The organism is Roseicyclus sp., assembly GCF_965662675.1.
Taxonomy (GTDB): Bacteria; Pseudomonadota; Alphaproteobacteria; order Rhodobacterales; family Rhodobacteraceae; genus Roseicyclus.
The window spans coordinates 1-25754 of the sequence record NZ_CBFIIK010000028.1 but is presented as its reverse complement, the minus strand read 5'-3'; the positions used below and the strand labels follow the sequence as shown (position 1 = coordinate 25754).

General features: G+C 62.8%; 25 protein-coding genes and 1 pseudogene. 12 read left to right on the top strand and 14 right to left on the bottom strand.

What is annotated here, in order from left to right; genetic code table 11:
* From ACTG4J_RS06825 to ACTG4J_RS06815, 3 genes and pseudogenes are all read left to right on the top strand, one after another.
* Window positions 1-257 (top strand): annotated as a pseudogene (locus tag ACTG4J_RS06825) (hypothetical protein); the annotation flags it as partial.
* Window positions 254-844, top strand: a complete 591-nt coding sequence (locus tag ACTG4J_RS06820) for a Yip1 family protein (protein WP_439138173.1) — start codon at window positions 254-256, stop codon at window positions 842-844. The pseudogene ACTG4J_RS06825 and the gene ACTG4J_RS06820, both read left to right, overlap by 4 nt.
* The gene (locus ACTG4J_RS06815) at window positions 845-2068 is read left to right on the top strand and encodes a cysteine desulfurase (protein ID WP_439138171.1); all 1224 of its coding nucleotides are present in this window, start codon (window positions 845-847) and stop codon (window positions 2066-2068) included. It begins immediately after the preceding gene.
* Window positions 2069-2150: 82 nt separating this feature from the next.
* Here the strand turns inward: ACTG4J_RS06815 and ACTG4J_RS06810 are convergent, their stop codons facing one another.
* A complete protein-coding gene (locus ACTG4J_RS06810) occupies window positions 2151-3647 on the bottom strand; it encodes a fused MFS/spermidine synthase (RefSeq protein ID WP_439138169.1) in 1497 nt (498 codons plus the stop codon).
* A 120-nt stretch (window positions 3648-3767) separates the two neighbouring features.
* Here ACTG4J_RS06810 and ACTG4J_RS06805 point away from each other — a divergent pair, with 120 nt between their 5' ends.
* Complete coding sequence (locus tag ACTG4J_RS06805; protein ID WP_439138168.1) at window positions 3768-5174, top strand: FAD-binding oxidoreductase; 1407 nt, start codon at window positions 3768-3770, stop codon at window positions 5172-5174.
* On the top strand, window positions 5174-5893 hold the full coding sequence (locus ACTG4J_RS06800) for a VIT1/CCC1 transporter family protein (RefSeq protein ID WP_439138167.1): 720 nt from the start codon (window positions 5174-5176) through the stop codon (window positions 5891-5893). Before ACTG4J_RS06805 ends, ACTG4J_RS06800 begins: the two co-directional genes overlap by 1 nt.
* Here the strand turns inward: ACTG4J_RS06800 and ACTG4J_RS06795 are convergent.
* Window positions 5890-7005 (bottom strand): N-acetylglucosamine-6-phosphate deacetylase, encoded by a 1116-nt coding sequence (locus ACTG4J_RS06795; protein ID WP_439138165.1) that lies wholly within the window; start codon window positions 7003-7005, stop codon window positions 5890-5892. The two genes, ACTG4J_RS06800 and ACTG4J_RS06795, sit on opposite strands and share 4 nt — an antisense overlap.
* Window positions 7002-7844, bottom strand: a complete 843-nt coding sequence (locus ACTG4J_RS06790; protein ID WP_439138164.1) for a BadF/BadG/BcrA/BcrD ATPase family protein — start codon at window positions 7842-7844, stop codon at window positions 7002-7004. Before ACTG4J_RS06790 ends, ACTG4J_RS06795 begins: the two co-directional genes overlap by 4 nt.
* Before the next feature lie 259 nt (window positions 7845-8103).
* Between ACTG4J_RS06790 and ACTG4J_RS06785 the strand changes: the two genes are divergently transcribed.
* From ACTG4J_RS06785 to ACTG4J_RS06775, 3 genes are all read left to right on the top strand, one after another.
* Window positions 8104-10092, top strand: coding sequence for a heme lyase CcmF/NrfE family subunit (locus ACTG4J_RS06785; RefSeq protein WP_439138162.1), 1989 nt, complete (start codon window positions 8104-8106; stop codon window positions 10090-10092).
* Complete coding sequence (locus ACTG4J_RS06780) at window positions 10089-10577, top strand: cytochrome c-type biogenesis protein (RefSeq protein WP_439138161.1); 489 nt, start codon at window positions 10089-10091, stop codon at window positions 10575-10577. The genes ACTG4J_RS06785 and ACTG4J_RS06780 overlap by 4 nt, the downstream gene beginning before the upstream one ends.
* 70 nt (window positions 10578-10647) lie before the next feature.
* The gene (locus ACTG4J_RS06775; RefSeq protein ID WP_439138159.1) at window positions 10648-11424 is read left to right on the top strand and encodes an enoyl-CoA hydratase-related protein; all 777 of its coding nucleotides are present in this window, start codon (window positions 10648-10650) and stop codon (window positions 11422-11424) included.
* Window positions 11425-11521: 97 nt separating this feature from the next.
* On the opposite strand, the gene ACTG4J_RS06770 is transcribed toward ACTG4J_RS06775, so the two are convergent.
* The 6 genes from ACTG4J_RS06770 to ACTG4J_RS06745 all read right to left on the bottom strand — a co-directional run bounded on the left by ACTG4J_RS06770 (window position 11522) and on the right by ACTG4J_RS06745 (window position 17113).
* Window positions 11522-12820 (bottom strand): branched-chain amino acid ABC transporter permease, encoded by a 1299-nt coding sequence (locus ACTG4J_RS06770; RefSeq protein ID WP_439138157.1) that lies wholly within the window; start codon window positions 12818-12820, stop codon window positions 11522-11524.
* Window positions 12821-12828: 8 nt separating this feature from the next.
* Entirely contained in the window at window positions 12829-13845 is a 1017-nt protein-coding gene (locus tag ACTG4J_RS06765; protein ID WP_439138156.1) for a branched-chain amino acid ABC transporter permease, read from the bottom strand.
* On the bottom strand, window positions 13846-14229 hold the full coding sequence (locus tag ACTG4J_RS06760; RefSeq protein WP_439138155.1) for a hypothetical protein: 384 nt from the start codon (window positions 14227-14229) through the stop codon (window positions 13846-13848).
* Between the two features lie 2 nt (window positions 14230-14231).
* Window positions 14232-15056: an ABC transporter ATP-binding protein gene (locus tag ACTG4J_RS06755; protein WP_439138153.1), complete on the bottom strand. Its 825-nt coding sequence runs from the start codon at window positions 15054-15056 to the stop codon at window positions 14232-14234.
* Window positions 15053-15847, bottom strand: a complete 795-nt coding sequence (locus tag ACTG4J_RS06750) for an ABC transporter ATP-binding protein (RefSeq protein WP_439138152.1) — start codon at window positions 15845-15847, stop codon at window positions 15053-15055. Before ACTG4J_RS06750 ends, ACTG4J_RS06755 begins: the two co-directional genes overlap by 4 nt.
* A gap of 72 nt (window positions 15848-15919) precedes the next feature.
* Complete coding sequence (locus ACTG4J_RS06745) at window positions 15920-17113, bottom strand: ABC transporter substrate-binding protein (RefSeq protein WP_439138151.1); 1194 nt, start codon at window positions 17111-17113, stop codon at window positions 15920-15922.
* A gap of 304 nt (window positions 17114-17417) precedes the next feature.
* Here ACTG4J_RS06745 and ACTG4J_RS06740 point away from each other — a divergent pair, with 304 nt between their 5' ends.
* The 4 genes from ACTG4J_RS06740 to der are packed head-to-tail and all read left to right on the top strand — an operon-like array spanning window position 17418 to window position 21401.
* Window positions 17418-18644, top strand: a complete 1227-nt coding sequence (locus ACTG4J_RS06740; protein WP_439138149.1) for a urate hydroxylase PuuD — start codon at window positions 17418-17420, stop codon at window positions 18642-18644.
* A 24-nt stretch (window positions 18645-18668) separates the two neighbouring features.
* The gene (locus ACTG4J_RS06735; RefSeq protein ID WP_439138148.1) at window positions 18669-19430 is read left to right on the top strand and encodes an HpcH/HpaI aldolase family protein; all 762 of its coding nucleotides are present in this window, start codon (window positions 18669-18671) and stop codon (window positions 19428-19430) included.
* Window positions 19427-19873 (top strand): YaiI/YqxD family protein, encoded by a 447-nt coding sequence (locus tag ACTG4J_RS06730; protein WP_439138146.1) that lies wholly within the window; start codon window positions 19427-19429, stop codon window positions 19871-19873. Before ACTG4J_RS06735 ends, ACTG4J_RS06730 begins: the two co-directional genes overlap by 4 nt.
* Window positions 19874-19928: 55 nt before the next feature.
* A complete protein-coding gene (gene der, locus ACTG4J_RS06725; protein ID WP_439138144.1) occupies window positions 19929-21401 on the top strand; it encodes a ribosome biogenesis GTPase Der in 1473 nt (490 codons plus the stop codon).
* A 159-nt stretch (window positions 21402-21560) separates the two neighbouring features.
* On the opposite strand, the gene grxD is transcribed toward der, so the two are convergent.
* From grxD to ACTG4J_RS06700, 5 genes are all read right to left on the bottom strand, one after another.
* Window positions 21561-21920 carry a Grx4 family monothiol glutaredoxin gene (grxD, locus tag ACTG4J_RS06720; RefSeq protein ID WP_439138142.1) on the bottom strand — a complete coding sequence of 120 codons (360 nt, stop codon included), beginning with the start codon at window positions 21918-21920 and terminating at the stop codon, window positions 21561-21563.
* A 15-nt stretch (window positions 21921-21935) separates the two neighbouring features.
* The gene (locus ACTG4J_RS06715; protein WP_439138141.1) at window positions 21936-22172 is read right to left on the bottom strand and encodes a BolA/IbaG family iron-sulfur metabolism protein; all 237 of its coding nucleotides are present in this window, start codon (window positions 22170-22172) and stop codon (window positions 21936-21938) included.
* A 61-nt stretch (window positions 22173-22233) separates the two neighbouring features.
* The gene (purL, locus tag ACTG4J_RS06710; protein WP_439138140.1) at window positions 22234-24393 is read right to left on the bottom strand and encodes a phosphoribosylformylglycinamidine synthase subunit PurL; all 2160 of its coding nucleotides are present in this window, start codon (window positions 24391-24393) and stop codon (window positions 22234-22236) included.
* Between the two features lie 61 nt (window positions 24394-24454).
* Complete coding sequence (locus ACTG4J_RS06705) at window positions 24455-24934, bottom strand: GNAT family N-acetyltransferase (protein ID WP_439138138.1); 480 nt, start codon at window positions 24932-24934, stop codon at window positions 24455-24457.
* A gap of 205 nt (window positions 24935-25139) precedes the next feature.
* A partial coding sequence (locus ACTG4J_RS06700) for a substrate binding domain-containing protein (protein ID WP_439138137.1) occupies window positions 25140-25754 on the bottom strand: 615 nt, incomplete at its 5' end.

Here is a 25754-nt window from a genome sequence, read left to right as displayed (position 1 = left end):
GGCTTGCCGGTCTCACGCATTTGCTTGCACGGCTGTTTGGTGGGCGTGGAAGCTGGTATTCCGCCCGTCTTGCGCTTTTCTGGGCGCTCTTGGCATGCTCGCCTGCATGGTTGTTGCATGGTCTGGTTGCGGGGTTTATCGGGCCGGGCCCTGCGCTGAGCGTCGTGGGTGGCATCTTGCTGATCGCGTTTTTAACGATTTGGACGCTGTGCCTGGTCGAGGCCGAACGCGCAGCGGAAGCGGAGGTGGCTTTGTGAGCGCCGATTTGATGAACCTTGGCCATTTGCTGCGCTTGGCGCGCGAAACCGTATCGAACCCGCGCGAGGGGGCGGCGACGATCCTCGATCTGGGCCTGTCGGTGCCGGCGCTGCGGATCGCCTTTGCCTTGGTGGTGGTGCTGTCGATGTTGCTGGGCGAGTTGGTGGTGCTTGTGACACCGCCTCCGCCCGAAGGCGCGCTCAGCCTTTCGCCCGTGACATTGGGGCTTGTGCAAGCGGCCTTTTTGTTCGTGATCGCCCATGCCATCACGCTGATCGGGCGCTGGTTCGGCGGCACGGGCGGCTTCGAAGGGGCGCTGTCGCTGCTCATCTGGATGCAGTTCATTTTCCTGTGCGTGCAGGTGTTGCAGCTTTTGGCGATCATGATCTTGCCGCCGCTGGCTGGGTTGATCACCATTTTGGCCCTGGGCTTGTTTTTTTGGCTGCTGGTGAATTTCATCGCGACACTTCATGGTTTTACGTCACTTGGCATGATCTTCGTCATGACGATCTTGTCGGCTTTTGGGATTATTTTCGGGTTGAGCTTGATCTTGACGCTCCTCGGCATCGGGTTTGGGACGCTTTGAATGGGCTTTGACATCGACAAGATCCGCGCTGATTTCCCGATCCTGTCGCGGCAGGTGAACGGCAAGCCGCTGGTCTATCTCGATAATGGCGCCTCGGCGCAGAAGCCGCAGGTGGTGATCGATGCGATCAGCCATGCCTATGCGCAGGAATACGCCAATGTGCATCGCGGGCTGCACTACCTCTCGAACCTTGCGACCGAGAAATACGAGGGTGTGCGCGGCACCATCGCGCGCTTCCTTGGCGTCAGCGACCAAGACGAGATCGTCTTTACTTCGGGCGCGACCGAGGGGATCAACCTTGTCGCCTATGGCTGGGCTATGCCCCGGATGCAGGCCGGTGACGAGATCGTACTGACCATCGCCGAACATCACGCCAATATCGTGCCGTGGCATTTCCTGCGCGAGCGTCAGGGCGTTGTGCTGAAATGGGTCGAGGTAGACGCCAATGGCGATCTTGATCCACAAGCGATGATCGACGCCATCGGTCCGCGCACCAAGCTGGTGGCCATGACGCATATGTCGAATGTGCTTGGCACCGTCTTTGATGTGAAGCCGGTGATTGACGCGGCTCATGCGCAGGGCGTGCCGGTCTTGATCGACGGCTCACAGGCCGCCGTGCACATGCCGCTTGCCTTGGACGATCTTGGTGCGGATTTCTACGCCGTGACGGGTCACAAGCTCTATGGCCCCTCGGGGTCTGGCGCGATCCATATCAAGGCCGCACGGATGGCTGAAATGCGTCCCTTCATCGGCGGCGGCGACATGATCCGCGAGGTGACCCGCGAGGCTGTCACCTATAACGACCCGCCGATGAAGTTCGAGGCCGGCACGCCGGGCATCGTGCAACAGATCGGTCTGGGCGTAGCCTTGGATTACATGATGGGCATCGGCATGGAGAATATCGCCGCCCATGAGGCGCGCCTGCGTGATTACGCCCAGACGCGGCTGACCGGGCTGAATTGGCTCAACATTCAAGGCAATGCCGCCAACAAGGGCGCGATCTTTTCCTTCACGCTCAACGGCGCGGCCCATGCCCATGATATCTCGACCGTGCTCGACAAGCGCGGTGTCGCGGTGCGTGCGGGCCAGCATTGCACCGGGCCGCTGATGGCGCATATGGGGCTGGCAGCGACCTGTCGGGCGAGCTTCGGGATGTATAACACCGAAGCCGAGGTCGATGTGCTGATCGACGCGTTGGAGTTGTGCCACGATCTGTTTGCATGATGTGGCGGTGCGCCAGAAGGCGCACCCTACGCCGCGTCGGTCATGTCGGCTGTGCCATCTGGCGCAGCTTTTTTCCTTTGGATCAATCGCGCCGCCCCATCAGCCGGTCGATGGGCGCGTAATCATCGGTCAATACCATGCCGCGCGCCTCGGCCAATTGGACGACGAAGCGGTCACCCAAGGCACCGAAAACCGTCAGATCCGGGGCTGGGGCGGTGAACTGGTCGACAGGCGTGGGTGCGGCACCTGCCACCACCGCAAACACCATGCGCGCACCCGGCGCAGGCTGGGCGGCATGGGTCCAGACCTCGACCACCGGGAAAACCTCGCGCAGCGTCAAGACGATCGCTCCTAGGGCCGCCAACTTGTCCTCGTAATCGATTACCGTCATCAAAAAGCTGCCATCGGGCGTCATATGCGCCTTGATCAGCTCGAAGAATTCGCGCGTCACCAGATGGACGGGGGCCACCACATCGGTGAAGGCGTCGCCGATCACGATGTCGAACACCGCATCAGGGCGCGTCAGTAGCGCGCGGCGTGCATCTTCGTGCCAGATCTCGGCCTTTGACAGGTCGAACCAGAACTCTTCGGCGGCCATCTTGGTCACTTCGGGGTCGATCTCGGACACCGTCATGGCGCCCGCACCCTGCGCCAATAGGCTACGCGGCACCGAGAATGAGCCACCGCCGATCACATAGGTGCTGAAATCCGGGCGCGGCGCGCGCAGGCGTGAAAGCTGGTCCAGCATCGCGCCATGGGGGGTGAACTGCACTTGCGGCAGATCGCGCGCGCTGATCCCATGGGCGAGATGGTCGATCACCATCAGATGCACAGGGCTGTTCGGATCGGCCGAGAGGTCATCGACGCGGAGGCAGAAATAGCGGGTCTCTTCCTCGCATTGCGCGGGCGCGGCCAAGGCAAGCCCCGCCATCCCCGCCGCCGCTGCACCCGCCAGCACAGCCAATCCAAAGGCGCGTGAGCGTGCCAACCAGAAAAACAAAAGTCCCGAGGCGATGTAAAGCAGCGTCACCACGACCAGCGTCAGCGCCGAGCCAAGCCAGCCGATGAACAAGAACCCCGCCAAAAGCGTGCCCGCGATCGCGCCCACGGCACCCGAGGCGAACATCGCCCCCAGCGCCGGGCCGGAACGTTCGGCCGTGTCCACGGCGATCTGGGCCAAAACCGGGGCGGGAACGCCGGCAAAGAACGAGGGTAGGAAAAACACCAACGTGGTCAGCGCCGTGATGCCCCAGACCGGGCTTGTCACCACGCTCAGCACCGGGCCTGCGACCATCGGCAACAGCAAGACAGCCCCCGCCGTCGTCAGGGCCGCGGCAAGCATCGCGCCGCCGGTCCATGCCAAGGCCTGATGCGCGGGCTTCTCGGCCAAACGTCCGCCCCACCAATGCCCGGCGGAAAACCCGGCCAGCACGATCGCGATGACCGCGGTCCATGTGTAAAGCGACATGCCCACATGCGGGGCGAGCATGCGGCCGGCTACGATCTCCACCACCAGCGACGCCGCTGATATGCCGCCCTGTAATCCTACCAATAGCCATAGCGGCGTTGCGCGTGTCATCTTCTGCTCCCTGCCAGTCGTTGCAGTATCAAAGGTCATGCGCGCGGGCATGGCAAGGGTGCTTGCGCCGGTCCCGGCGGCGATCAATAGTGCGCCGAGGTCACGGCAAGGGGGTGAACCATGTCCGACAACGTCGCGCCTGCGGGCGACAGCGCCCGGCGGGCAACGGGATTGGCCGTTCTCCAACAGCATTTCGGCGCAAGGGTCGAGACCGGGCTCGCCCTGCGCAGCCAGCATGCCCATACCACCACATGGTTGACCAACCAGCCGCCCGATGCGGTGTTTTGTCCGCGCGACACGGCCGAGGTGCAATCGGTTGTGGGGATTTGTGCGCAGTACGGCCTTCCCGTGATCCCCTTTGGCACGGGATCGTCGCTCGAGGGGCACGTGAATGCACCGCATGGTGGGATTTCTATAGATTTCAAGGATATGAATGCCATTCTTCAGGTCAACGCCGAAGACATGGATGCCATCGTGCAACCCGGTGTGACGCGCAAGGCGCTTAACAGCCATCTGCGCGACACCGGGCTGTTCTTTTCGGTCGATCCCGGCGCCGACGCCTCTATCGGCGGCATGGCTGCAACCGGGGCCAGCGGCACCAATGCGGTGCGCTATGGCACGATGAAGGACAATATCTTGGCCCTGAAGGCTGTATTGCCGTCTGGCGAGGTGATCACCACCGCCGCGCGTGCCAGAAAGACATCTGCTGGTTATGATCTGACGCGCCTCATGGTCGGGTCGGAGGGGACATTGGGGTTGATCACCGAGTTGACCCTGCGACTTCGCGGCATCCCCGAGGCGATCTCGGCGGCGACCTGTTCCTTTCCATCGGTCGATGCCGCATGTCGCGCGGTGATCGCGACGATTCAATATGGGCTTCCCATGGCGCGGATCGAACTGCTCGACGCGCTACAGGTGCGCGCGGTCAATGCCTATTCCAAGCTGTCCTTGCCCGAAACACCGCTGTTGCTTTTGGAATTCCACGGCTCGGAAGCGGGCGTCGCCGAACAGGCCGAAGCCTTTGGCGATATCGCCGCCGAGATGGGCGGGTCGGGCTTCACCTTCACCACGCGCGAGGAAGAGCGCAACCAGCTTTGGCAGGCCCGCCATGATGCCTACTGGGCGGGGCTGCAACTGCGCCCCGGCGCCAAGGGGCTGTCGACCGATGTTTGCGTGCCGGTCAGCCGTTTGGCCGATTGCGTCGGTGCCGCGCAAGCGCGCTTGGCCGAAAGCGCGCTGATCGCGCCGATCGTGGGCCATGTGGGGGATGGGAATTTTCACTGCCTCTTGCTCGTCGACATGGACAATCACGCCGAGATAGCGCAGGCCGAGGACTTCATCGGCTGGCTCAATGATCTGGCCATTGCGATGGATGGCACCTGCACCGGCGAACATGGGATCGGGCAGGGCAAGGCCAAGTATCTGGAACGCGAGCTTGGGGCAGGGGCGATGGCTATGATGCAAGCGATCAAGCAGGGGATCGACCCGCTGAATATCATGAACCCCGGCAAGATGGGGCTGGGTTGATGGCACGCCCCGACAATCATGGTGTGCCTTCGGCCCATGACGAGCCGCATCTGTCGGGCCGGTCAGGCTGGCTTCGTGCGGCGGTCATGGGGGCCAATGACGGGATATTGTCCACCGCCTCGCTGATCATGGGTGTGGCGGCCGGTGCGGCCGATCATGTCACGATCATTCTTGCCGGCACGGCAGGGATGGCGGCTGGTGCCTTGTCGATGGCGGCGGGAGAATATGTCTCGGTTTCGAGCCAAGAGGATGTGGAGCAGGCCGATATCCGCCGCGAAAGGCTGGAACTCAAGCGCAACCCTGATGGCGAGTTGGACGAGTTGACGGCGATCTATGAAACCCGCGGCCTGCCGCCGGGCTTGGCGCGTGAAGTGGCCGAGCAATTGACCGAGTCCGACGCGCTTGGCGCGCATCTGCGCGACGAGATCGGGCTGACTGATCTCTCGCCGCCGCGCCCGCTGCAAGCGGCGGTCGTCTCGGCCATGACGTTCGCGGCGGGGGCCTCGGTGCCCTTGGCGGTGGGGGCCTTGGCCCCGCTTGATACGCTGCAGATCTGGGTGGGTGGTGCGACATTGCTCGCGCTTGGCGCCTTGGGCGCCTTGGGTGCGCAGGCGGGGGGCGCGCCGCGCCGCCGCGCAACGATCCGCGTGATGATCTGGGGTGTCTTGGCCATGGCCGCCACCAGCGCCATCGGCGCCTTGGTGGGCCAAGCGCTTTAGGCCAGCGCCAAGGGCAAGACCGCGCCTGCATCGATACGTGCGCTGGCCCGGCCCTCATGCCAGATCAGCCAGCGTGACGGCGTCGGATGCCGTGCTGTGCCGACAAGCTGGAGGGGCCGCGAGAGGGCCCATTGCGCGGTCTCTGCGATGTCGCGCGCGGTCCAATCAGCGACGTTCTCGACCGCCTTGACCAGCGTCAGATCGGCGCCCGCCAATGTGCCATCGGCGAGTTCCAACCGCCCGTTGCGGCGATGAACTTCGCGCCCGGCCAAGGTGAAACGATCCGCCGCCGATCCGGTCAGTGCCATGGCATCCGAGACGAGAACAGCGCCCGTTTCATGGGCGGCAAGGGCGATCTTCAACGTGGTGGGGTGAACATGCACCCCGTCGGCGATCAGCCCATAAGGCATGGCGCGCTCTAGCGTAGCACCCACCAGCCCCGGATTGCGGTGATGCAGCCCCGACATGGCGTTGAACAAATGCGTGCTCATCTGCGCACCGGCATCGAAGGCTGTGCAGGCCATGTCATAATCGCAAGCGGTATGGCCCAGCGACACGATCACCCCCGCATCGCTCAGCGCACGGATCTGGTCGGGCGTCACCATCTCGGGGGCGAGGGTGATCATCAAGACGCCCAACCGCGTCCGCGCGGCAATGTAGAGCGCCAGATCTTCCGCACCGATTGGTCGGAGAATTGCCGGGTCATGGGCGCCTGCCACGGCCAGATGTGGACCCTCCAGATGCAGGCCGAGAATGGCGGGACAGGTTTCTTGCGCGGCCGCAACCAGATCGATCACCCGCCGCGTGACCTCGGGCCGGTCGGAGACAAGCGTGGGCAAAAGCGCCGCCGTACCCGTGGCCCAATGGGCGGCATCCATGGCGTGCAGGTCGGCGGCGGTCGTGAACGCGCCCAGCAATTGCCCGGCGCCGCCATTGACCTGCAAATCGACGAGGCCCTGTGTCACCAAGGCGCGCAGGCCGTCGCGGGACAAATCCGTGCCGCTCTGCCCCGTGCGTGGGGCAATCTCGGCACCATCCGCGGTGACACGCAGCGCGACATCGTAGTGCAGCCCGGTCGCATCAACCAGATCAAGACCCGTAAACCAGCTCATGGCAGCCCCCGCGCCAGTCGTAGGGCCCCGTCAAGCGCGCGCCCCTGCGGCGGACCAAGATCGGCGGCCAGATCGGCGGGAAGCGCCGGGGCGACGCGCGTGCCCAAACCGCCCATCACCACCAGCTTTTGACCGGGGCGATGGCCCAGATCATGCAGCCCCGTGACCAAGAGCTGCAATACTGCGTTCTCGACCTGCGCGGCGATTGGGCTTTCGCCATATTGCCCGACGATCAGCATGAGTTGCGCGAAATCGCCGGGCCGGGCCGTTTGCGCCCATAGCACCGGATGCGGTGGGCAGGCGGTGATCAGCGCCTGTGCCAAGGGATCATCGGGCATGCGACCATCACTTACGCGCAGCGCCAGCGATAGCGCCATGCGTCCGGCCCATGCCGCCCCGCCCTCATCGCCCAAGATAAACCCCCAGCCGCCATGATGCCGGATCACGCCATCTTGCTTTGCGATGAAGAAGCTTCCGGTCCCAAGGCTGGCCAAGCTGCCATCCGCGCCGCCCAAAGCACCCTCCAGCGCCGTAACGCTGTCATCGACCACATAGGCGAGGTAGGGCAGGCGGGTCGCGAAGCGATCGGCCGCACCCGGCAACCGCCCCCCCGCAAGCCCGGCGCAAATGCGGGCATCATGCAGCGCAGAGAGATCAAGCCCCTTGGCGGCCAATGCATCGACCAGCGCCAGGCGGATCGCCGCCTCGGCCCCGGCGGGGTCGGTCACGATGTTCGCAGGACCACCCGTGGTTTCCGTGACCGGCCCATCGTTCACCGATAGCGCCACCCGGCAGCCTGTGCCGCCCCCGTCGATCCCGATGTCGATACGCCTGTTCATCCACATAGCTTATGGCATGGCTCAGCCGAGCGAAACTGTTTGTCCCGTTTGCGCCGAAAGCTGCGCGGCCAGATTTGTGGCGACGGTCTTTGCCCCATCCTTCGATGTGACATCGGGGCGGTGTCCGCTATGGATCACCGCGACGAGGCCTTGTTTTTGATGGAATGGCGCCCCCGCGCGGCTTTGACACGGTCAATCCGATGTGAACTCGTGCCACATCCTATTGGCGGAACGGTGAACTGCCACTAGGATTGTGACCATGACAACAGAACTTGGACATTTCGCCCTGATCCTCGCCTTCATGGTGTCGATCTTTCAGGTCATTGTACCGCTGGTGGGCGCGCATCGCGGCAATAGCGCTTGGATGGCCGTGGCCGATCCAGCAGCCGCGACGCAGTTCTTCTTGACCGCCTTCAGTTTCGCGGTGCTGACATGGGCCTTTGTCACCTCGGATTTCTCGCTCAATCTGGTGACCGCCAATTCGCATACCGACAAGCCGATGATCTACAAGATCACCGGGGTCTGGGGGAACCACGAAGGTTCGCTTTTGCTGTGGGTGTTGATCCTGACGCTCTTTGGCGCCTGCGCATCATGGTTCGGCGGCAACCTGCCGCCGACGCTGAAAGCGCGGGTGCTGGCGGTGCAATCCTCGGTCGCGGCCGCGTTTTTCGCCTTTATCTTGTTCACCTCCAACCCGTTCACCCGGCTGGCCGTGCCGCCGATGAATGGCCAGGATTTGAACCCGCTGTTGCAAGATCCCGGCCTCGCCTTTCATCCGCCATTCCTCTACCTCGGCTATGTCGGGCTATCGATGGCCTTTTCCTTTGCTGTTGCTGCCCTGATCGAGGGACGGGTGGATGCCGCTTGGGGACGCTGGGTGCGGCCTTGGACCTTGGCAGCATGGCTGTTTTTGACCGTGGGTATCGGCCTTGGCTCGTGGTGGGCCTATTACGAGCTTGGCTGGGGCGGGTTTTGGTTCTGGGACCCGGTGGAAAATGCGTCGCTCATGCCGTGGCTGATCGCGGCGGCGCTATTGCATTCGGCCATCGTGGTCGAAAAGCGCGAGGCGCTGAAAAGCTGGACGATCCTTTTGGCGATCTTGGCTTTCGGCTTTTCGCTGATCGGCACCTTCATCGTGCGCTCGGGCGTTTTGACCAGCGTGCATGCCTTCGCCAACGATCCCGAACGCGGTGTCTATATCCTCGGGATCTTGTGTTTCTTCATGGGTGGGTCGCTGTTGCTCTTCGCATTGCGCGCAGGCGCGATGGAGGCCAAGGGCGTGTTTTCGACGGTCAGCCGCGAATCCGGGCTGGTGCTCAACAACCTACTCTTGGCGGTCTCGACCTTCGTGGTCTTCATCGGCACGATCTGGCCCTTGGTGATCGAGATGTTTACCGATCGCACCGTCTCGGTTGGTCCGCCGTTTTTCAACATGGCCTTCACGCCCTTTGCCTTGGCGATGGCCGTGGCAATGCCGCTAGGCGGCATGCTGGCATGGAAACGCGCCAAGCTTGATCGCGCGGTGATGCAGCTGATGCCTGCGCTTTTCTTGGCCATCGCGGTAGGGCTTTTGGTTTGGGCCATCTATTCGGGCAGGTCCGCCTTGGCGCCATTTGGCATCGCGCTGTCGGTTTGGCTGGTGGCGGGCTCGCTTCTCGACCTTTGGTCGCGCACCGGGCGCGGCGCAATGGCTGGTCGGTTTGGACGGCTGTGGCGCTTGCCGCGCGCCGATTGGGGCAAGGCGACGGCGCATGCCGGTGTCGGGTTGACGATGTTCGGTGTTGCGGCGCTGACGGGCTATCAGCTCGAAGATATCCGCGTGGCCAATCCGGGCCAGCCCTACCAGGTCGGGGCCTATGAGATCGAGCTTTTGAACGTCGAGCAGAATGTTCAGGGGCCGAACTATATCTCGACCATGGCCCATGTCGCCGTGCGCGATTTGCAGGGGCGCCAGATCGCGCTTTTGCACCCTGAAAAGCGGATCTACCCCGTGGCGGGCATGCCCACGACCGAGGCCGGGATCGATAGCGGATGGACGCGTGATGTCTATCTGGCGCTTGGCGATCCGCAGCCCGGCGGCGGTTGGGCGCTGCGCACTTGGATCAAGCCCTTCGCCAACTGGATCTGGGGCGGCACGATCATCATGGCGCTTGGCGGGTTGTTGAGCCTGAGCGACCGGCGTTACCGCGTCGCGGCAGGCGCTGCCAAGGCGCAAGAACAAGCTGCGCGTGAGGTACCGGCCGAATGAGTGCGCGTGATGGCCTTTGGCGTTTTGCCGCCGCTGTTGCAATGGCGGCGATGGTGTTGGGGGCGGGCCTGCCCGCCGTCGCGGTGCAGCCCGATGAGGTGCTTTCCGATACCCAGCTGGAAGAGCGCGCGCGCGATATCTCGGCGGGTCTGCGCTGTGTGGTCTGTCGCAACGAGTCGATCGACCAATCCAACGCCGAGATCGCCCGCGATCTGCGTCTGCTTGTGCGCGAACGATTGGTGGCCGGTGACAGCGATGATGATGTGATGCGCTATATCGTTGAACGCTATGGCGAATATGTCTTGATGCGCCCCACCATGACCGGCAGCAATATCTTGCTTTGGCTCGCACCCCTCATGTTGATCGTGGCCGGTGGTGGGCTGTCCTTGGCCTATATTCGCCGGCGTGCGGCCTCAGCCGCCCCAACCGAGGCCGCGCTTTCGCCCGAGGAAGAGGCGCGCCTCGCGGCTATTTTGAAAGAGTGACGCGGCGTTGGCGCTTTGCGCGCCGCGTGGTTGCGCCTAATCTCACCGCGACACGCAGCCGGAGGTGCAGATGCATTACGAGACCATCACCTATGAAGATCGCGAGGGCGTCGCGGTCATCACGCTCAACCGTCCCGATGTGATGAATGCGCTCAACACGCAGATGCGCGCCGAAATCACCCATGCTGTCGAGACCGCGGGGCGCACAGCGCGGGTGGTGGTCATGACCGGCACGGGGCGTGCCTTTTGTTCGGGGCAGGATCTTGGCGATGGCGGAAGTGCCGCGACGTTGAACCTCGAGCGGACCTTGCGTGACGAATATATCCCGATGCTGATGGCGATCATCGAATGCCCGGTGCCGGTGATCGCGGCTGTCAATGGCACGGCCGCCGGGGCAGGGGCCAATCTGGCGCTGGTCTGCGACATCACCATCGCCGCCGAGAGTGCCACTTTTATTCAAGCCTTTAGCCGGATCGGTCTCATCCCCGACGCGGGCGGCACATGGGTGCTACCGCGCACGATCGGCCTGCAAAAGGCGATGGGTGCGGCGCTGTTCGCCGACCGCATCACTGCGCGACAGGCCGATGAATGGGGCATGATCTGGCAAGCCGTGCCGGACGCCGAATTCGAAACGCACTGGCAATCGCGCGCCGCGCAGCTTGCCCAAGGACCAACGGCGGCCTTCAAGCGGGTGAAGGCGGCGATGCAGGCAAGCTTTGGCAACAGCTTGGCCGCGCAGCTGGTCCTCGAAGGGCAGTTGCAGGGCGAATGCGGACGCACGCGCGATTTCAAGGAGGGTGTCTTGGCCTTTCAAGAAAAGCGGATGGCGCGCTTCGAAGGGCGCTGAACCCGGTCGGGCGGCACCCGCTGCATGGGGGGCGCTGCCCCCCACGGCCCTTGGCCGTTCCCCCCGGGATATTTTTGAAACGAAGAAGGGCGTGCGATCATCGCTCGGGGATTAGGCCGCGCGGGCTGAAACGCAGCACCAGCAACAGCACGAGGCCCATGGTCAAAAGCCGCATATGCGCAGCCGAATCCAGCAGGTGTTCGCGGAGCCAGTTACCCTCGGCCATGCCGGAAGTCAGAAACACCAGCGCGTCGAAACCCAGTGGCTCGACCATGACCCAGAGCCACCAGATCAGGAAGCCGCCAAGCACCGCGCCCCAATTATTGCCTGAACCACCCACGATCACCATGACCCAGACGAGAAAGGTGAAACGCAAGGGTTGATAACTGCTTGGCACAAGCTGGCTGTCGAGCGTGGCCATCATCGCGCCAGCCATGCCAACCACGGCCGAGCCCAGTACGAAGACCTGCAGGTGGCGCGATTTGACATTCTTGCCCATGGCGGCGGCCGAAACCTCGTTGTCGCGGATCGCGCGCATCATCCGGCCCCAAGGTGAATTCCACGCCTTTTCCGAGAACCATATCAACACCAGCAAGACGATGATGAAGAGCCCGGCATAGCACAGCTTGACCGTGACCGAGGAAAAGGCGACCGGGTCGACACCCAGCCTTCCGGCGAGATCAATGAACCACGGCGTGGCCTGGAGGTCGACCTCATAGGGCACGGGGCGGGGGATGCCGGTGACGTTCTTCACGCCACGGGTCAACCAATCCTCGTTCTTCAAAACGGCGATGATGATCTCGGAGACACCCAAGGTCGCGATGGCAAGATAATCAGAACGCAACCCAAGCGCCGTCTTGCCGATAATCCAAGCCGCACCGGCCGCAAGCACACCGCCCAGCGGCCAGGCCAGAAGCACCGGCAGGCCAAGACCGCCAAGATAGCCTTCGGCTGCGGGATTGACCGCCTCGACCAAGGCGACGCCGCTGTCGAAGACCGCACGGAAAATGACGAAGCCCAAGACCAAGACCGCGATCATCGCCCAGATGCGCGCGCGGGTCGGCGGCATCTTCGTGTAGATGAGGATCGCCAACACGATCGTCGCAGCACCCAGCACAAGGCCCAAAAGAACCTGAAGCCCGCCTGCCGCCCAAGCATCGCCTACGGGCGGCATGCCGACCAGAACGGCGGCGAGACCACCCAAGGCGACAAAGCCCATCACGCCGACATTGAACAGACCCGCGTAACCCCATTGCATATTTACGCCCAAGGCCATGATCGCGCTGACAAGGGCCATGTTGAAGATGCCCAGCGTGGTATTCCACGACTCGAAAAAACCGGTTCCCACGAAGAGCGCGCCAACCAGCGCGAACAAGAGAACGGCCTTTCTGTCCATCGACGCGATCATATCGATTTACCCTTCATGATGCCGGTCGGACGGAACAGCAACACGATCAGCAAGATCGAAAAACTGACCGCGAATTTGTAATCCGTCGACAAGAGCTGGATCATCCCCTCGGGTTGCCAATCGGCGGGCCCGAGATAGCCCACCACACGGCGGAAGGCATAGGTGACGGTGACCTCGGAGAAAGCGATCAAAAAGCCCCCCAAGATCGCGCCGATCGGGTTGCCCAAGCCACCCACGATGGCCGCGGCGAAGATCGGCAGTAGCAATTGGAAATAGGTGAAGGCCTTGAAGGCCTTGTCGAGCCCGTAAAGCGTGCCCGCCGTGGTGGCCAGCGCCGCCACGATCAGCCAGGTGATCATCACAACGCGTTCGGGGTTGATGCCCGACAACAGCGCCAGATCTTCATTATCGGAATAGGCGCGCATGGATTTACCGGTGCGCGTGCGGTTGAGAAACCAAAACAGTGCCACCACGCAGATCGCGGCGACCACAACGGTGATCGCTTGGGTGGTGCGAATGGCGAGCCCTTCCTCGAGGCCGGTCATCTCGCGGAAGGTGCGCACCGATATCAAGAAGCGCTCACCATCGGCGAAGCGGATGTCGTCGACGCCGATGCCGGGCAAGAAGCGGGTCAGCGCGTTCATCGTGAACATCACGCCGATGGAGACCATCACGAGGATGATCGGCTTTGCCTTGACCCGGCGGTAGAACCGATAAACCACGCGGTCGATGCCAAGCACCAAAAGCATGGTGATCATGATGCCAAAGGGCAGCGCCAGAAGCGCTGTGGGTAGCGGCGCGATGGAAATGCCAAGGCCGGTAATGCCCCAAGTGACAAGAATGGTCGCAGCGGTGCCAAAGGCCATGGTGTCACCATGGGCGAAATTCGAAAAGCGCAAGATGCCGTAGATCAAGGTCACCCCAAGCGCCCCGAGGGCCAATTGCGCCCCATAGGCGGTGGCCGGGATGATCACGAAATTCAACAAGACGACGATCGCGTTGAGGACGTCCATTCAGGTCAACTCCTCACAAGTTCCGAAATAGGTGATGGCGGCGGCGTCACCATCGAACAGATGTACGCTCATGATGGCGGTACGATCGGCCTCGATTGTCACAAGCTCGGCGGTGCCGGCGCGGCCAGCGCCAGCATAGCTTGCAGGCAGGCTATCGGGCGCGGTCAGCCGGATGACGGGGCTGTCGCCCATGGCCGTCGACAAGAACAATTCATCGGCATGGTCTGCCGCGATCACCTGTGCGGTGAAACCGCCACTTGCGCAACCCGCGGTCGGGTCGCATTCGACGGTGAAGTTGCACAGCCACGGCTCTGCCACGGTGCTGAATGGCAGGGCGGCAAGGGCTGCGCCGATAAAAAGGGCGCTCGGAGAGGCGCGGAACATGCTCAGCCTCCCAGAAAGCTGCGCCGGACCTGCGGGTCGGCCAAGAGTTCCTTGCCCGTGCCGGTATGGGCATTGCGCCCTTGCACAAGCACATAGCCCTTGTCGGCGATCTCGAGGGCTTGGCGGGCGTTTTGTTCGACCATCAAGATCGGGATGCCGGTGCGCGAGACCTCGATGATGCGGTCGAACAATTCATCCATCACGATGGGCGAGACGCCGGCGGTGGGCTCGTCGAGCATCAAGACCTTGGGCTTGGTCATCAGTGCGCGGCCAACGGCGACCTGTTGGCGCTGGCCACCCGACAATTCGCCGGCTGCCTGGTTGCGCTTGTCGCGCAGGATCGGAAAGAGGTCATAGACCTGTTCCATGGTTTCGCGGATATCGCCCTTGCGGATGAAAGCCCCCATTTCGAGGTTCTCCTCAACCGTCATGGAGGCGAAGATATTGCCGGTTTGCGGCACGAAGCCCATCCCCTTGGCCACACGCGCTTGCGGGGTGAGATCGGTGATATCCTCACCATCGAGGCGGACCGAGCCTTGCCGAACATTCAGCATGCCGAAAACCGCCTTCATCGCGGTGGATTTGCCCGCGCCGTTGGGGCCCACGATCACCGCGATCTCGCCGCGGTTCACGGCGATGGTGCAATCATGCAAGATATCGGGGCCTTGGCCGTAGCCGCCGGTCATCGTATCGCCGATCAAAAAGGCGCTTTCGCTATGCATCGCGCGCCCCGTGCCGGGCGAGGGCTGCATCGTCGCGGCACCCGCGGGGTTGGTCAGGGATCGGTCCTTGTTGCCGCGGTCGTTTTGATAGGGGGTGTCGGTCATGCGCTTGCCCCCGCTTCCAGCTTGTCCTTGTTCTTGAGCCCTGTGCCCAAATACGCCTCGATCACCTGTTCATTGGCCTTGATCTGGTCGATCGTGCCTTCGGCCAGCACGCGCCCCTCGGCCATCACGATGACCGGGTCGCAAAGCCGCCCGATGAAATCCATATCGTGTTCGATGACGCAAAACGTGTAGCCGCGTTCCTGGTTCAGCCGGATGATCGCGTCACCGATGGTATTGAGAAGCGTGCGGTTCACACCTGCGCCCACCTCGTCGAGAAAGACGATCTTGGCATCGACCATCATGGTGCGCCCCAGTTCCAGCAGCTTTTTCTGACCGCCCGAGATCTTGCCCGCCGGATGATCGGCCAGATGCGAAATGGTCAGGAAGTCCAGCACTTCGTCGGCCTTCGCGCGCAAGGCGCGTTCCTCATCGGCGATGCGCTTTCTGCCGAACCAAGTGTTCCACAGTGTTTCGCCCGATTGAGCGGGCGGCACCATCATCAGGTTCTCGCGGCACGTCATGGAATGAAACTCATGTGCGATCTGAAAGGTGCGCAAGAGGCCCTTGGAAAACAGCACATGCGGGGGCAGGCCGGTTATCTCCTCGCCATCCATGATGACCCGACCGCTGGTCGGAGGCAATACGCCCGCGATCACGTTGAACAAGGTGGTCTTGCCCGCGCCATTGGGGCCGATCAACCCGGTGATCGAACCCGTTTCGATCCGCAGGCTGGCGCCATCGACGGCGTGAAAGCCGCCGAAATGCTTATGCAGGTCGCGCACCTCGATCATGATGGGTGATCTCCTTTGAAAAAACGCAGCCCGGGGGGAACCCGGGCTGCATCTGTCGCTTTCAGATCGCGATCAGCGGAAACGTGCGGTGACGATTTCGCCGTTCTGGATCTCGATCTCGCGATAGGCGCCGCCCGACTCACCGGGGCCGATCAGCTCGACCGCCGAGGCGCCGACATAGTCGATGTCCTGACCGGCGGCGATCAGTTCCAGCGCGCGGCCAAGCTGACCGGGCAGGATCTGCTCACCGGGGGCGTTTGCGACATCCATCACATGCTGCGCGTAATCAGCCGGCGTGGTCGAGCCTGCGGCCTGCATTGCAAGCATGATCAGGGCTGCGGCGTCATAGGCCTCTTTCGAGAAGGCCGAGGTGCCGTCGAAGCCAGCGGCGGATGCGAGGTTGTGATAGATGTCCGCGCCATCGGAATCGGTGCCGGGGAACTGGCCGAACGAGCCGTTGATCTCGGAGCCGAAATTGTCGACCAGTGCCTGACCGACCATGCCGTCGGGGAACACGAAGGTGTCGAATGCGCCGGTGTCGAGTGCGGCACGGATGATGCCCGATCCACCGCTGTCCACATAGCCCGCGACAACCAGCGCGTCGCCACCAGCCGATGCCAAGGCACCGACTTCGGCCGAGTAATCGGCGCGCTCATCTTCATGGGCTGCCACCAAGGTCACGGTGCCACCTGCTGCAGCAAAGGCTTCCTGGAAGCTGTTGGCCAGACCCAGACCGTAGTCGTTGTTGGTATAGGTCACGGCGACGGTGTCGATGCCGCGCTCGAGGATGATGTTTGCCATCACGACGCCCTGCGCCGCATCCGAGGGTGCGGTGCGGAAGAACAGGCCGTTGTCATCGACCGTGGAAAGCGCGGGCGAGGTCGCCGAGGGCGAAATCATCACCATGCCGTTTGGCACGGCCACATTGGTCAGCATCGCGGTGGTGGCACCCGAGCACATGGCGCCGACGATCCCGTCCACGCCGTCCGAGGTGATCAGGCGTTCGGCCACGGCCACGGCCGCCGATGCGTCGATGCAGGTCGAATCGCCGCGCACGGAGGTGACGGCCTTGCCACCCAACAGCTGGCCGCTGGCCGAAACCTCGGCCATCGCCATTTCGGCGCCCGCCGCCATCGGCGGGGCCAAGGATTCCAGCGGGCCAGTAAAGCCGAGCGAAATACCCAGCGTCACGGGGCCATGTGCGTCGGCATGTGCCGCACCGGCAAGCGCGATGGTCGCGGCCGATGCGAGAAGGATCTTCTTCATCTGTCGATCTCCCAGGTTGGACAGTGTCGTTGTTATGGGCCGAAAGCCTAGCTTTGTGACAGTGACATGAAAAGGGGTATCCGAAGGTCAAGCTACAAACAGCCAGCAATACTTGGCCAAAGCCGTGCGGCGGGAAGTCGGCCTGCAAATACCGCCCAAACCGGCCATCGGCCCGCTGGCGTCGCAGCGCCCCCAAGGCCATCACCTGCGGCTATGGCGTGCCAGCGTCGAGGGTGGCTTGCGCTTGGATAGCATTTTGTCCGATGGTCGCGCAAAGCACCGGAAAGCGGGACGGGGGCAACTCATGGACATCACCATTCTTTTGCATTGGGCCGAATTCGCCGCCCGATGGCTGCATGTCATCACGGCCATCGCGTGGATCGGTTCGAGCTTTTATTTCATCGCGCTGGATCTGGGGTTGAACCGCAATATCCAAGGCCCCGCCGATGGCGAGGAATGGCAGGTTCACGGCGGCGGCTTCTACCATATCCAGAAATACATGGTCGCACCGGCCGCCATGCCAGAGCATCTGACATGGTTCAAATGGGAAAGCTACGCGACCTGGTTGTCGGGTGTGGCGCTGCTCATCTTGCTCTACTGGGTCGGGGCCGAGATGTATCTGATCGACTGGAACATCATGGAACTGGCCCCGTGGCAGGCGATGATGATCTCGGGCCTGTCGCTGGTCGTGGGCTGGGTCGCCTATGACCTGTTGTGCAAATCCAAGCTGGGCGACAACCCCACGGCGCTGATGGTCTTGCTCTTCGCGATCATCGTGGCGCTGGCTTGGGCCTATGCACAAGTGTTCTCGGGCCGCGCGGCATTGCTCCACTTGGGCGCGCTGACGGCCACGATCATGACGGCCAATGTGGCGATGATCATCATCCCCAACCAGAAGATCGTGGTAGCCGACCTCAAGGCCGGGCGCACGCCCGATCCGAAATACGGCAAGATCGCCAAGCTGCGCTCGACGCATAACAACTACCTGACGCTGCCCGTGATCTTCTTGATGCTGAGCAATCACTATCCGCTGGCCTTTGCCTCGGATCTGAACTGGCTGATCGCCAGCCTCGTCTTCTTGATGGGGGTCACGATCCGGCACTTCTTCAACACCATGCATGCGCGCAAGGGCATGGTCTGGTGGACATGGGGGGCGACGGTCGCGATTTTCGGGGTGATCATCTGGCTCTCGATCCTGCCCTTGATGCGCGAGGATGCGGTGCAAGAGGCGCGGCTGAGCCCATATCAAGAACGCTTCATCGCCCATGACAGCTTTGACGCGGTGGCCGATCTGGTCGCGGGCAATTGCGCCATGTGCCACGCGTCCGAGGTTTACATGCCGGGCCTTGCCGCCGCACCGGGTGGCGTGATGCTCGACACGCCCGCCCGCATCGCTGGCCAAGCGCAGGACATCTATCTACAAGCGGGCGTCAGCCACGCCATGCCGCCGGGCAATTTCGCATTCCTGACCGATGAAGACCGCGCATTGATCCGGCAATGGTACCGCGGCGCGCGCGGCGGCGCGCTTTAGGGCCAAAGGGGCAGGGGGGGCATCATGCCAGCACCGAAAAACACGCTAAAGGCCGCGATGCGCGAGGGGCGGCATCTTCGAGGGCTATGGTTGGCGCTCGGGTCCGAAACCGTGACCGAGATCGTCGGGCGCGCGGGCTTTGACTGGTGCTTGATCGATGGCGAGCATGGGCCGTGGGACCCGACGACCATCCGGCGCCAGCTGATGGTGCTGGCAAGCACCGGCACGCCTGCGATCGTGCGGGTGCCCGTCAACGCCGATTGGGTGATCAAGCAAGCCCTCGATATCGGTGCGCAAAGCGTGATGGTGCCGATGGTGAATTCCGCTGATCAAGCGCGCGCCGCCGTTGCCGCCTGCCGCTACCCGCCGCAAGGTGTGCGCGGCAATGGGGGCGCGACGATACGCGCCGGGGGCTTTGGCGCCATCGCCGATTACACCGCCACCGCCAATGATGAGATCTGCGTCATCGTGCAGGCCGAAAGCCGCGCGGCACTGGCCGATCTGCCCGCTATCGCCGCTGTCGAAGGCGTCGATTGCGTCTTCATCGGCCCCGCCGATCTGGCCGCCGATATGGGCTATCGCGACGATCTGACCGCCCCCCCGGTGATGGAGGCCGTGCGTACAGCCATCGTCACGATCACGGGCGCGGGCAAGATGGCGGGCATGATCGGACCGGCCGGCATGACGGTGGAGGCCGTGGCGACCGGCGCGCGTCTGATCGGGCTTGGCGCCGATAGCAGCGTCTTGACCGAGGCGCTGCGCCGCGCGCTTGCCGCCGCGCCATGATTCTCGTCGATGGCGATGCCTGCCCCGTCAAGGATGAGATCTATACCATCGCCTATCGTCACAAGATGCCGGTGCGCCTATATGCGGCGGGCTATTTGCGCCACCCAGATCATCCCTTGATAAGCATGGTCATGGCAGGCGACGCTTTTGACGCCGCCGATGATCTGATCGCGGTCGAGGCCGGGCCGGGCATGGTAGTGATCACCGCCGATATCCCCTTGGCCGACCGCGCGATCAAGGCGGGTGCGGCCGTTCTGACCCCAAGGGGCGAGAGCCTGAGTGCCGCCAATATCGGGGGAAAGCTTGCCACCCGCGATCTCTTGGCCGATCTGCGCGGCGGGTTGGAGGGCCAAGGCTTGGGCGGGCCGCGCCCCTTCTCCAAAAGCGACCGCAGCGCCTTTGCCCAAGCGCTTGAACGGGTGGTGCGCAGCCTTCGGGCTTGATGGCGCGCGGGGCTTGGGCTATCTCCGCCACTTCGCCATCCCGGATTCCCATTCCATGAGCTTTACCCTCGCCATCGTCGGCCGCCCCAATGTCGGCAAATCCACCTTGTTCAACCGCTTGGTGGGCCGCAAGCTTGCGCTGGTCGATGACCAGCCCGGTGTCACCCGCGATCTGCGCGAAGGGGCGGCGAGGCTTGGCGATCTGCGCTTTACCATTCTCGACACTGCGGGGCTCGAGGATGCGACCGATGACAGCTTGCAAGGCCGAATGCGCAAGCTGACAGAACGCGCCGTCGAAATGGCCGATGCCAGCCTTTTCTTGATCGATGCGCGCGCGGGCATCACCCCCAATGACCAGCTCTTCGCCGAGATCTTGCGCCGGTCGGGCCGCCCCGTGATCTTGGGCGTCAACAAGGCCGAGGGCCGGCAAGGCGAGGCCGGTGTGATCGAGGCCTATGCGCTCGGTCTGGGCGAGCCGATCGCGCTCTCGGCCGAACATGGCGAAGGCATGGGTGAGCTTGCCGTGGCCCTGGCCCCGATGATCGAGAAAGCCCAAGCAAGGCTGGACGAGATCGAAGAGGCCGAAACCGACATCGACATCGACCCCGATGGCGACAGCCAAGATCATGAGCGCCGCATCACCGCCGCGCGCCCCTTGCAGATCGCCGTGGTGGGCCGTCCCAATGCTGGCAAATCCACCTTGATCAACCGCATCCTCGGTCAAGAGCGTCTCTTGACCGGGCCCGAAGCGGGCATCACCCGCGATGCCATCGCCGTGCCGGTGACATGGGAAGGCACGCCCATGCGCATCTTCGACACCGCCGGCATGCGCAAAAAGGCCAAGGTGCAAGAAAAGCTCGAGAAACTCTCGGTGTCCGATGGTCTGCGCGCGGTGAAATTCGCAGAGGTCGTGGTGGTGCTGCTCGATGCCGCTATCCCGTTCGAGAGCCAAGACCTACGCATCGCCGATCTTGCCGAGCGTGAAGGCCGCGCCGTGGTCATCGCGGTCAACAAATGGGATCTCGAGGACGACAAGCAAGACAAGCTGAAGCATCTGAAAAATGGCTTGGAAACCATGCTGCCGCAATTGAAGGGCACGCCGCTGGTGACCGTATCGGCCGTGACGGGCAAGGGGCTCGACCGGCTTCATGCCGCCATTCTCAAGGCGCATGAGGTCTGGAATCGCCGCGTCACCACCGCGCAACTCAATCGCTGGCTCATCGCCATGACCGAGGCGCATCCGCCACCTGCCCCCGGCGGCCGCCGCATCCGCCTGCGCTACATGACCCAAGCCAAGACCCGTCCGCCGGGTTTCGTCGTGATGTGCTCGCATCCCGACAAGCTGCCCGAAAGCTACTCGCGCTACCTCGTCAATGGTCTGCGGCAGGATTTCGACATGCCGGGCACACCCATCCGTCTCTACATGCGCAGCCAAGCCGACCAGAACCCCTACAAGAACCGCAAGAAATCCATCCCCTCACGCCTCGCCAAACATGTCCGCGCGGGCGACACGAAGAAAAAGGGCTAAGCCACCAAAGGCCTAGCCCATCTTTGCTTCAAAAATACTCTGGGGGGGCCGGGGGCAAAGCCCCCCATAAGGCACGGTCGGGGGGTAAAGCCCCCCAAAAAGCATTGCCGCGGGGCAAGGCCCACCGTGCGTCCACGCGCCTCGAAGGCGCCGCACCGCTCAGGCGTTGGCTTCGCGGATCTTGTCGGCGGCATCCTTGTCGAAACCGATGCCGTGATCGGCGAAAAGCTGGTCCAACTCGCCCGACAAGGTCATCTCGGTCACGATATCGCAGCCGCCGACGAACTCGCCCTTGATATAAAGCTGCGGGATGGTCGGCCAATCGGAATAATCCTTGATCCCTTGGCGGATCTGCTCATCGGCCAGCACATTCACATCGGCGAACTCGACCCCCATGTAATTCAGCACCCCCGCGATCCGCGAGGAAAAGCCGCATTGGGGCATCATCTTGGTGCCCTTCATGAACAACACCACATCGTTCTCGGTCACGGTTTTGCGGATGTTCTCTTCGATGCTCATCTTGGGAATTCCCTTTCAATCCGGGGCTTTGGTGGTCAGGGCGAGCGCGTGCAGCTCACCATGGCTGCCATCCATCTTGCCCTTCAACGCGGCATAGACCGCGCGTTGTTGCTGAACGCGGTTCATGCCGCGAAAACTTTCGTCGATGACTTGGGCGGCGAAATGCGCGCCATCGTCACCCTCCACCTTGATCTGCCCTTTCGGAAAGGCTTCGCGCAGAAGTTGCTCGATGTCACGGGCGCTGATCGGCATGGGTCATCCTCGTTTGGCTCGTGCAAATCTAGGCGCGTGCGCGCAGGCCCGCAAGCGCTGCTTAACCGAAATGGCTGGCAAAGGCGTCTCGCCATGTCGCGCTCAGATCGGACAATGGCGCCTCGGAGTTGCCGAAGCGCAACCGATCGCCGCCGAATTTTCCGATGCTGAGCAATGGCACAGCCGCTTGGCCAGCCGCAACCATCAGCGCCTCGGCCTTGTCGAAGCTGGTCGCGATCAGATAGCGCGCCTGATCTTCACCAAAAAGCGTGGCGCAATCGCTGATCTCCAGCGTCAGGCCGACATCGCCCGATACCGCCATCTCGAATGCCGCAAGCGCGATACCCCCATCCGAGACATCGCAGCATGCGCCGATCCATTGGCGGTTTTCGCGAATGAAGCTGCCGTGGCGGCGTTCAGCCTCCAGATCGACCGGCGGCGCATCTCCATCCTCGCGGTTGAACACCTCCGCCAAGAGCGCCGATTGGCCCAGATGGCCCTTGGTTTCACCCACCATGAGCAGCACATGACCATCGCGCGGCACCCCTGCGACGAGGTCATCCAATGACCCGAGGAGGCCCACTGCCCCAATCGTGGGCGTGGGCAAGATCGCCTGCCCATCGGTCTCGTTGTAAAGGCTTACATTGCCCGAGACGATCGGCATGTCCAGCGCCTCACAGGCCGCACCGATTCCTTTGATCGCGCCAACGAACTGGCCCATGATCTCGGGCTTTTCGGGATTGCCGAAGTTGAGATTATCGGTCGTGGCCAGCGGCGTGGCCCCAACGGCGCAGAGATTGCGATAGGCCTCGGCCACGGCCTGTTTGCCGCCCTCGAACGGGTTGGCCTTGACGTAGCGCGGCGTGACATCTGCCGTGAAGGCCAGCGCCTTGGGCGTGCCATGCACCCGCACCACGCCGGCGCCAAGGCCGGGCGCCACGACCGTATCGGCCATGACCATGTGGTCGTATTGCTGATAGACCCAAGCGCGCGAACAATAATTCGGCGCGCTGATCAAGATCCTGAGTGCGTCGATGGCATCGACCTCGGCCACGGGGTCCATATCGGGGGCAGGGGCCGTCTCGACCCAAGGCCGGTCATATTCCGGTGCCTCGGATGACAGCTTGGACAGGGGCAGATCGGCCATCACCACGCCGCGATGCTCGATCACAAATCGATCCTCGGGGATGGTTTCACCGACGATGGCGAAATCGAGATCCCATTTCACGAAAATCGCCCGCGCCGCGGCCTCCATCGCGGGATTGAGCACCATCAGCATGCGCTCTTGGCTTTCCGACAGCATCATCTCGTAGGCGGTCATGCCGGTTTCACGCTGGGGCACATTGTCGAGCACCAGCTTGATGCCGAGATTGCCCTTATCGCCCATTTCCACCGCCGAACAGGTCAGCCCCGCGGCCCCCATGTCCTGAATGGAAATCACCGCGCCCGAGGCCATCAACTCAAGACAGGCTTCGAGCAGGCGTTTCTCGGTGAAAGGGTCGCCGACCTGCACCGTGGGGCGCTTTTCCTCGATCGTGTCGTCGAATTCGGCCGAGGCCATCGTGGCCCCGCCGACACCGTCGCGGCCCGTTTTGGCACCGAGATAGACAACCGGCATGCCGACGCCCGACGCAGCCGAATAGAAGATCGCGTCCGCATCGGCGAGTCCCGCTGCAAAGGCGTTCACAAGGCAGTTGCCGTTATAGGCAGCATGAAACCGCACCTCGCCGCCGACATTGGGCACGCCAAAGCAATTGCCATAGCCGCCCACGCCCTCGACCACGCCATGAACAAGCTGACGGGTCTTTGGATGATCCTTATCGCCAAAGCTTAACGCATTCATCGCGGCGATGGGGCGCGCGCCCATAGTGAAGACGTCACGCAAAATGCCGCCCACGCCCGTGGCCGCGCCCTGATAGGGTTCGATGTAGCTGGGGTGGTTGTGGCTTTCCATCTTGAAGACGACAGCCTGTCCATCGCCGATATCGACGACGCCCGCATTCTCACCCGGCCCACAAATCACCTGCGGGCCTGTGGTGGGAAGCGTCCGCAGCCATTTCTTGGAGGATTTGTAGGAACAATGCTCGTTCCACATGGCCGAGAAGATACCAAGCTCGGTGAATGTCGGCGCGCGGCCGATGATCTCGAGGATGCGCGCATATTCATCGGGCTTGAGCCCATGGGCTTCGATCAATTCGCGCGTGATGGCTGGTTCGGTCATGTCGCGTATCCCCCGTTTGGCCGTTGTTTATGCCAGCGCGCGGGCAGGGGAAAGGCCCCGATCACCACAGTGCGCGGTGAAATGTCAACGAGGTTGGCCGCGAAAAGCCCGGATGGGCGGTCGCGCCGATTTGGTGAAAGCCCAGCCGGGCAAAGGTCGCGTGGTTCTCGACCAGCTCGACGCGCGTTTGCAACTCCAACACCGCCGCCCCATGCGCGCGGGCATGCGTCGCGGCATGGTCCAAAAGCCTGCGCGCGACCCCGTGCCGACGATAAGTGGCCGCGACCGCCAGCTTGGCCACATAATAGGTCTCGCCTTGGGATCGGCCGAACAAGCAGGCCAGAGGCCCCCCGGCATTACGGATCATGAAAAAATCCTCGGTCATCGCCTTGTTGCGCAACTCATCCGGCCCCATCGCCATGATCGAGGATGGGGGATCGATCCGACCGTCCATAAAGGCGAAAGCCTCGGAAATCAGCACATGCAATGCGCCGAAATCTTGAAAATCCGCGGGGTTCGATTCGATCAACAAGGCGCTCATGGCCCTGCATAAGCGGGCGCAGGGCCAAAAAAAAGGCCGAGACGAATCTCGGCCGTAGTCCAACAGGGAGGTAATGAGACAGCGCAAGCGCCAATTCCCATTACTGCCCAATTAGGCGGCACATTGCCCCCGATCAAGGCAAATCATGCCGCAGCGCCGCAAAGCCGCTATGCCTGTGGCGCATAGCACACAGCCCTGTACAGGGTCACGATGCGGTATCCGGCTCTTCCTCGCGCCGGCGGCGGCGGTATGCGATCACCTCTTCCGAGACGAAATCGCGGAATACCTCAACACGCTTGGATTGGCGCAACTCCTCGGGATATGCAAGGAAAACAGGCACTTCAGCCGATTGCACCTCGGGCAAGACGCGCACTAATTGCGGGAAATCTTGCGTCAGATAATCGGGCAAGACACCGATCCCCAGATGATGGATCACGGCCTGAAGCACCCCGAAGTAGTTGTTGACCGTCAGGGTCGAGCCGATGGGATAGGCCATCAGCTCGCGCACCAAGATCGCACCGGCGCTGACCTGTGCCGAGGTGGCGTTTTGGCTGATGACGCGATGCTTCGACAGCTCATCGGTCGTGGTCGGTGTGCCATGCATGGCCAGATATTCGGGCGACGCATAAAGACGCATATTGATCGTCAAAAGCCGTCGACGGATCAGATCGGCCTGACTTGGCTCTTTCATGCGAATGGCGACATCTGCCTCGCGCATCGGCAGATCGAGCAGGCGTTCCTCGAGCATCAGATCGATCTTGAGGTCGGGATATTTCTCGTAAAGCGCGGGCAGGCGCGGCGCGAGCCAAAGTGATCCGAA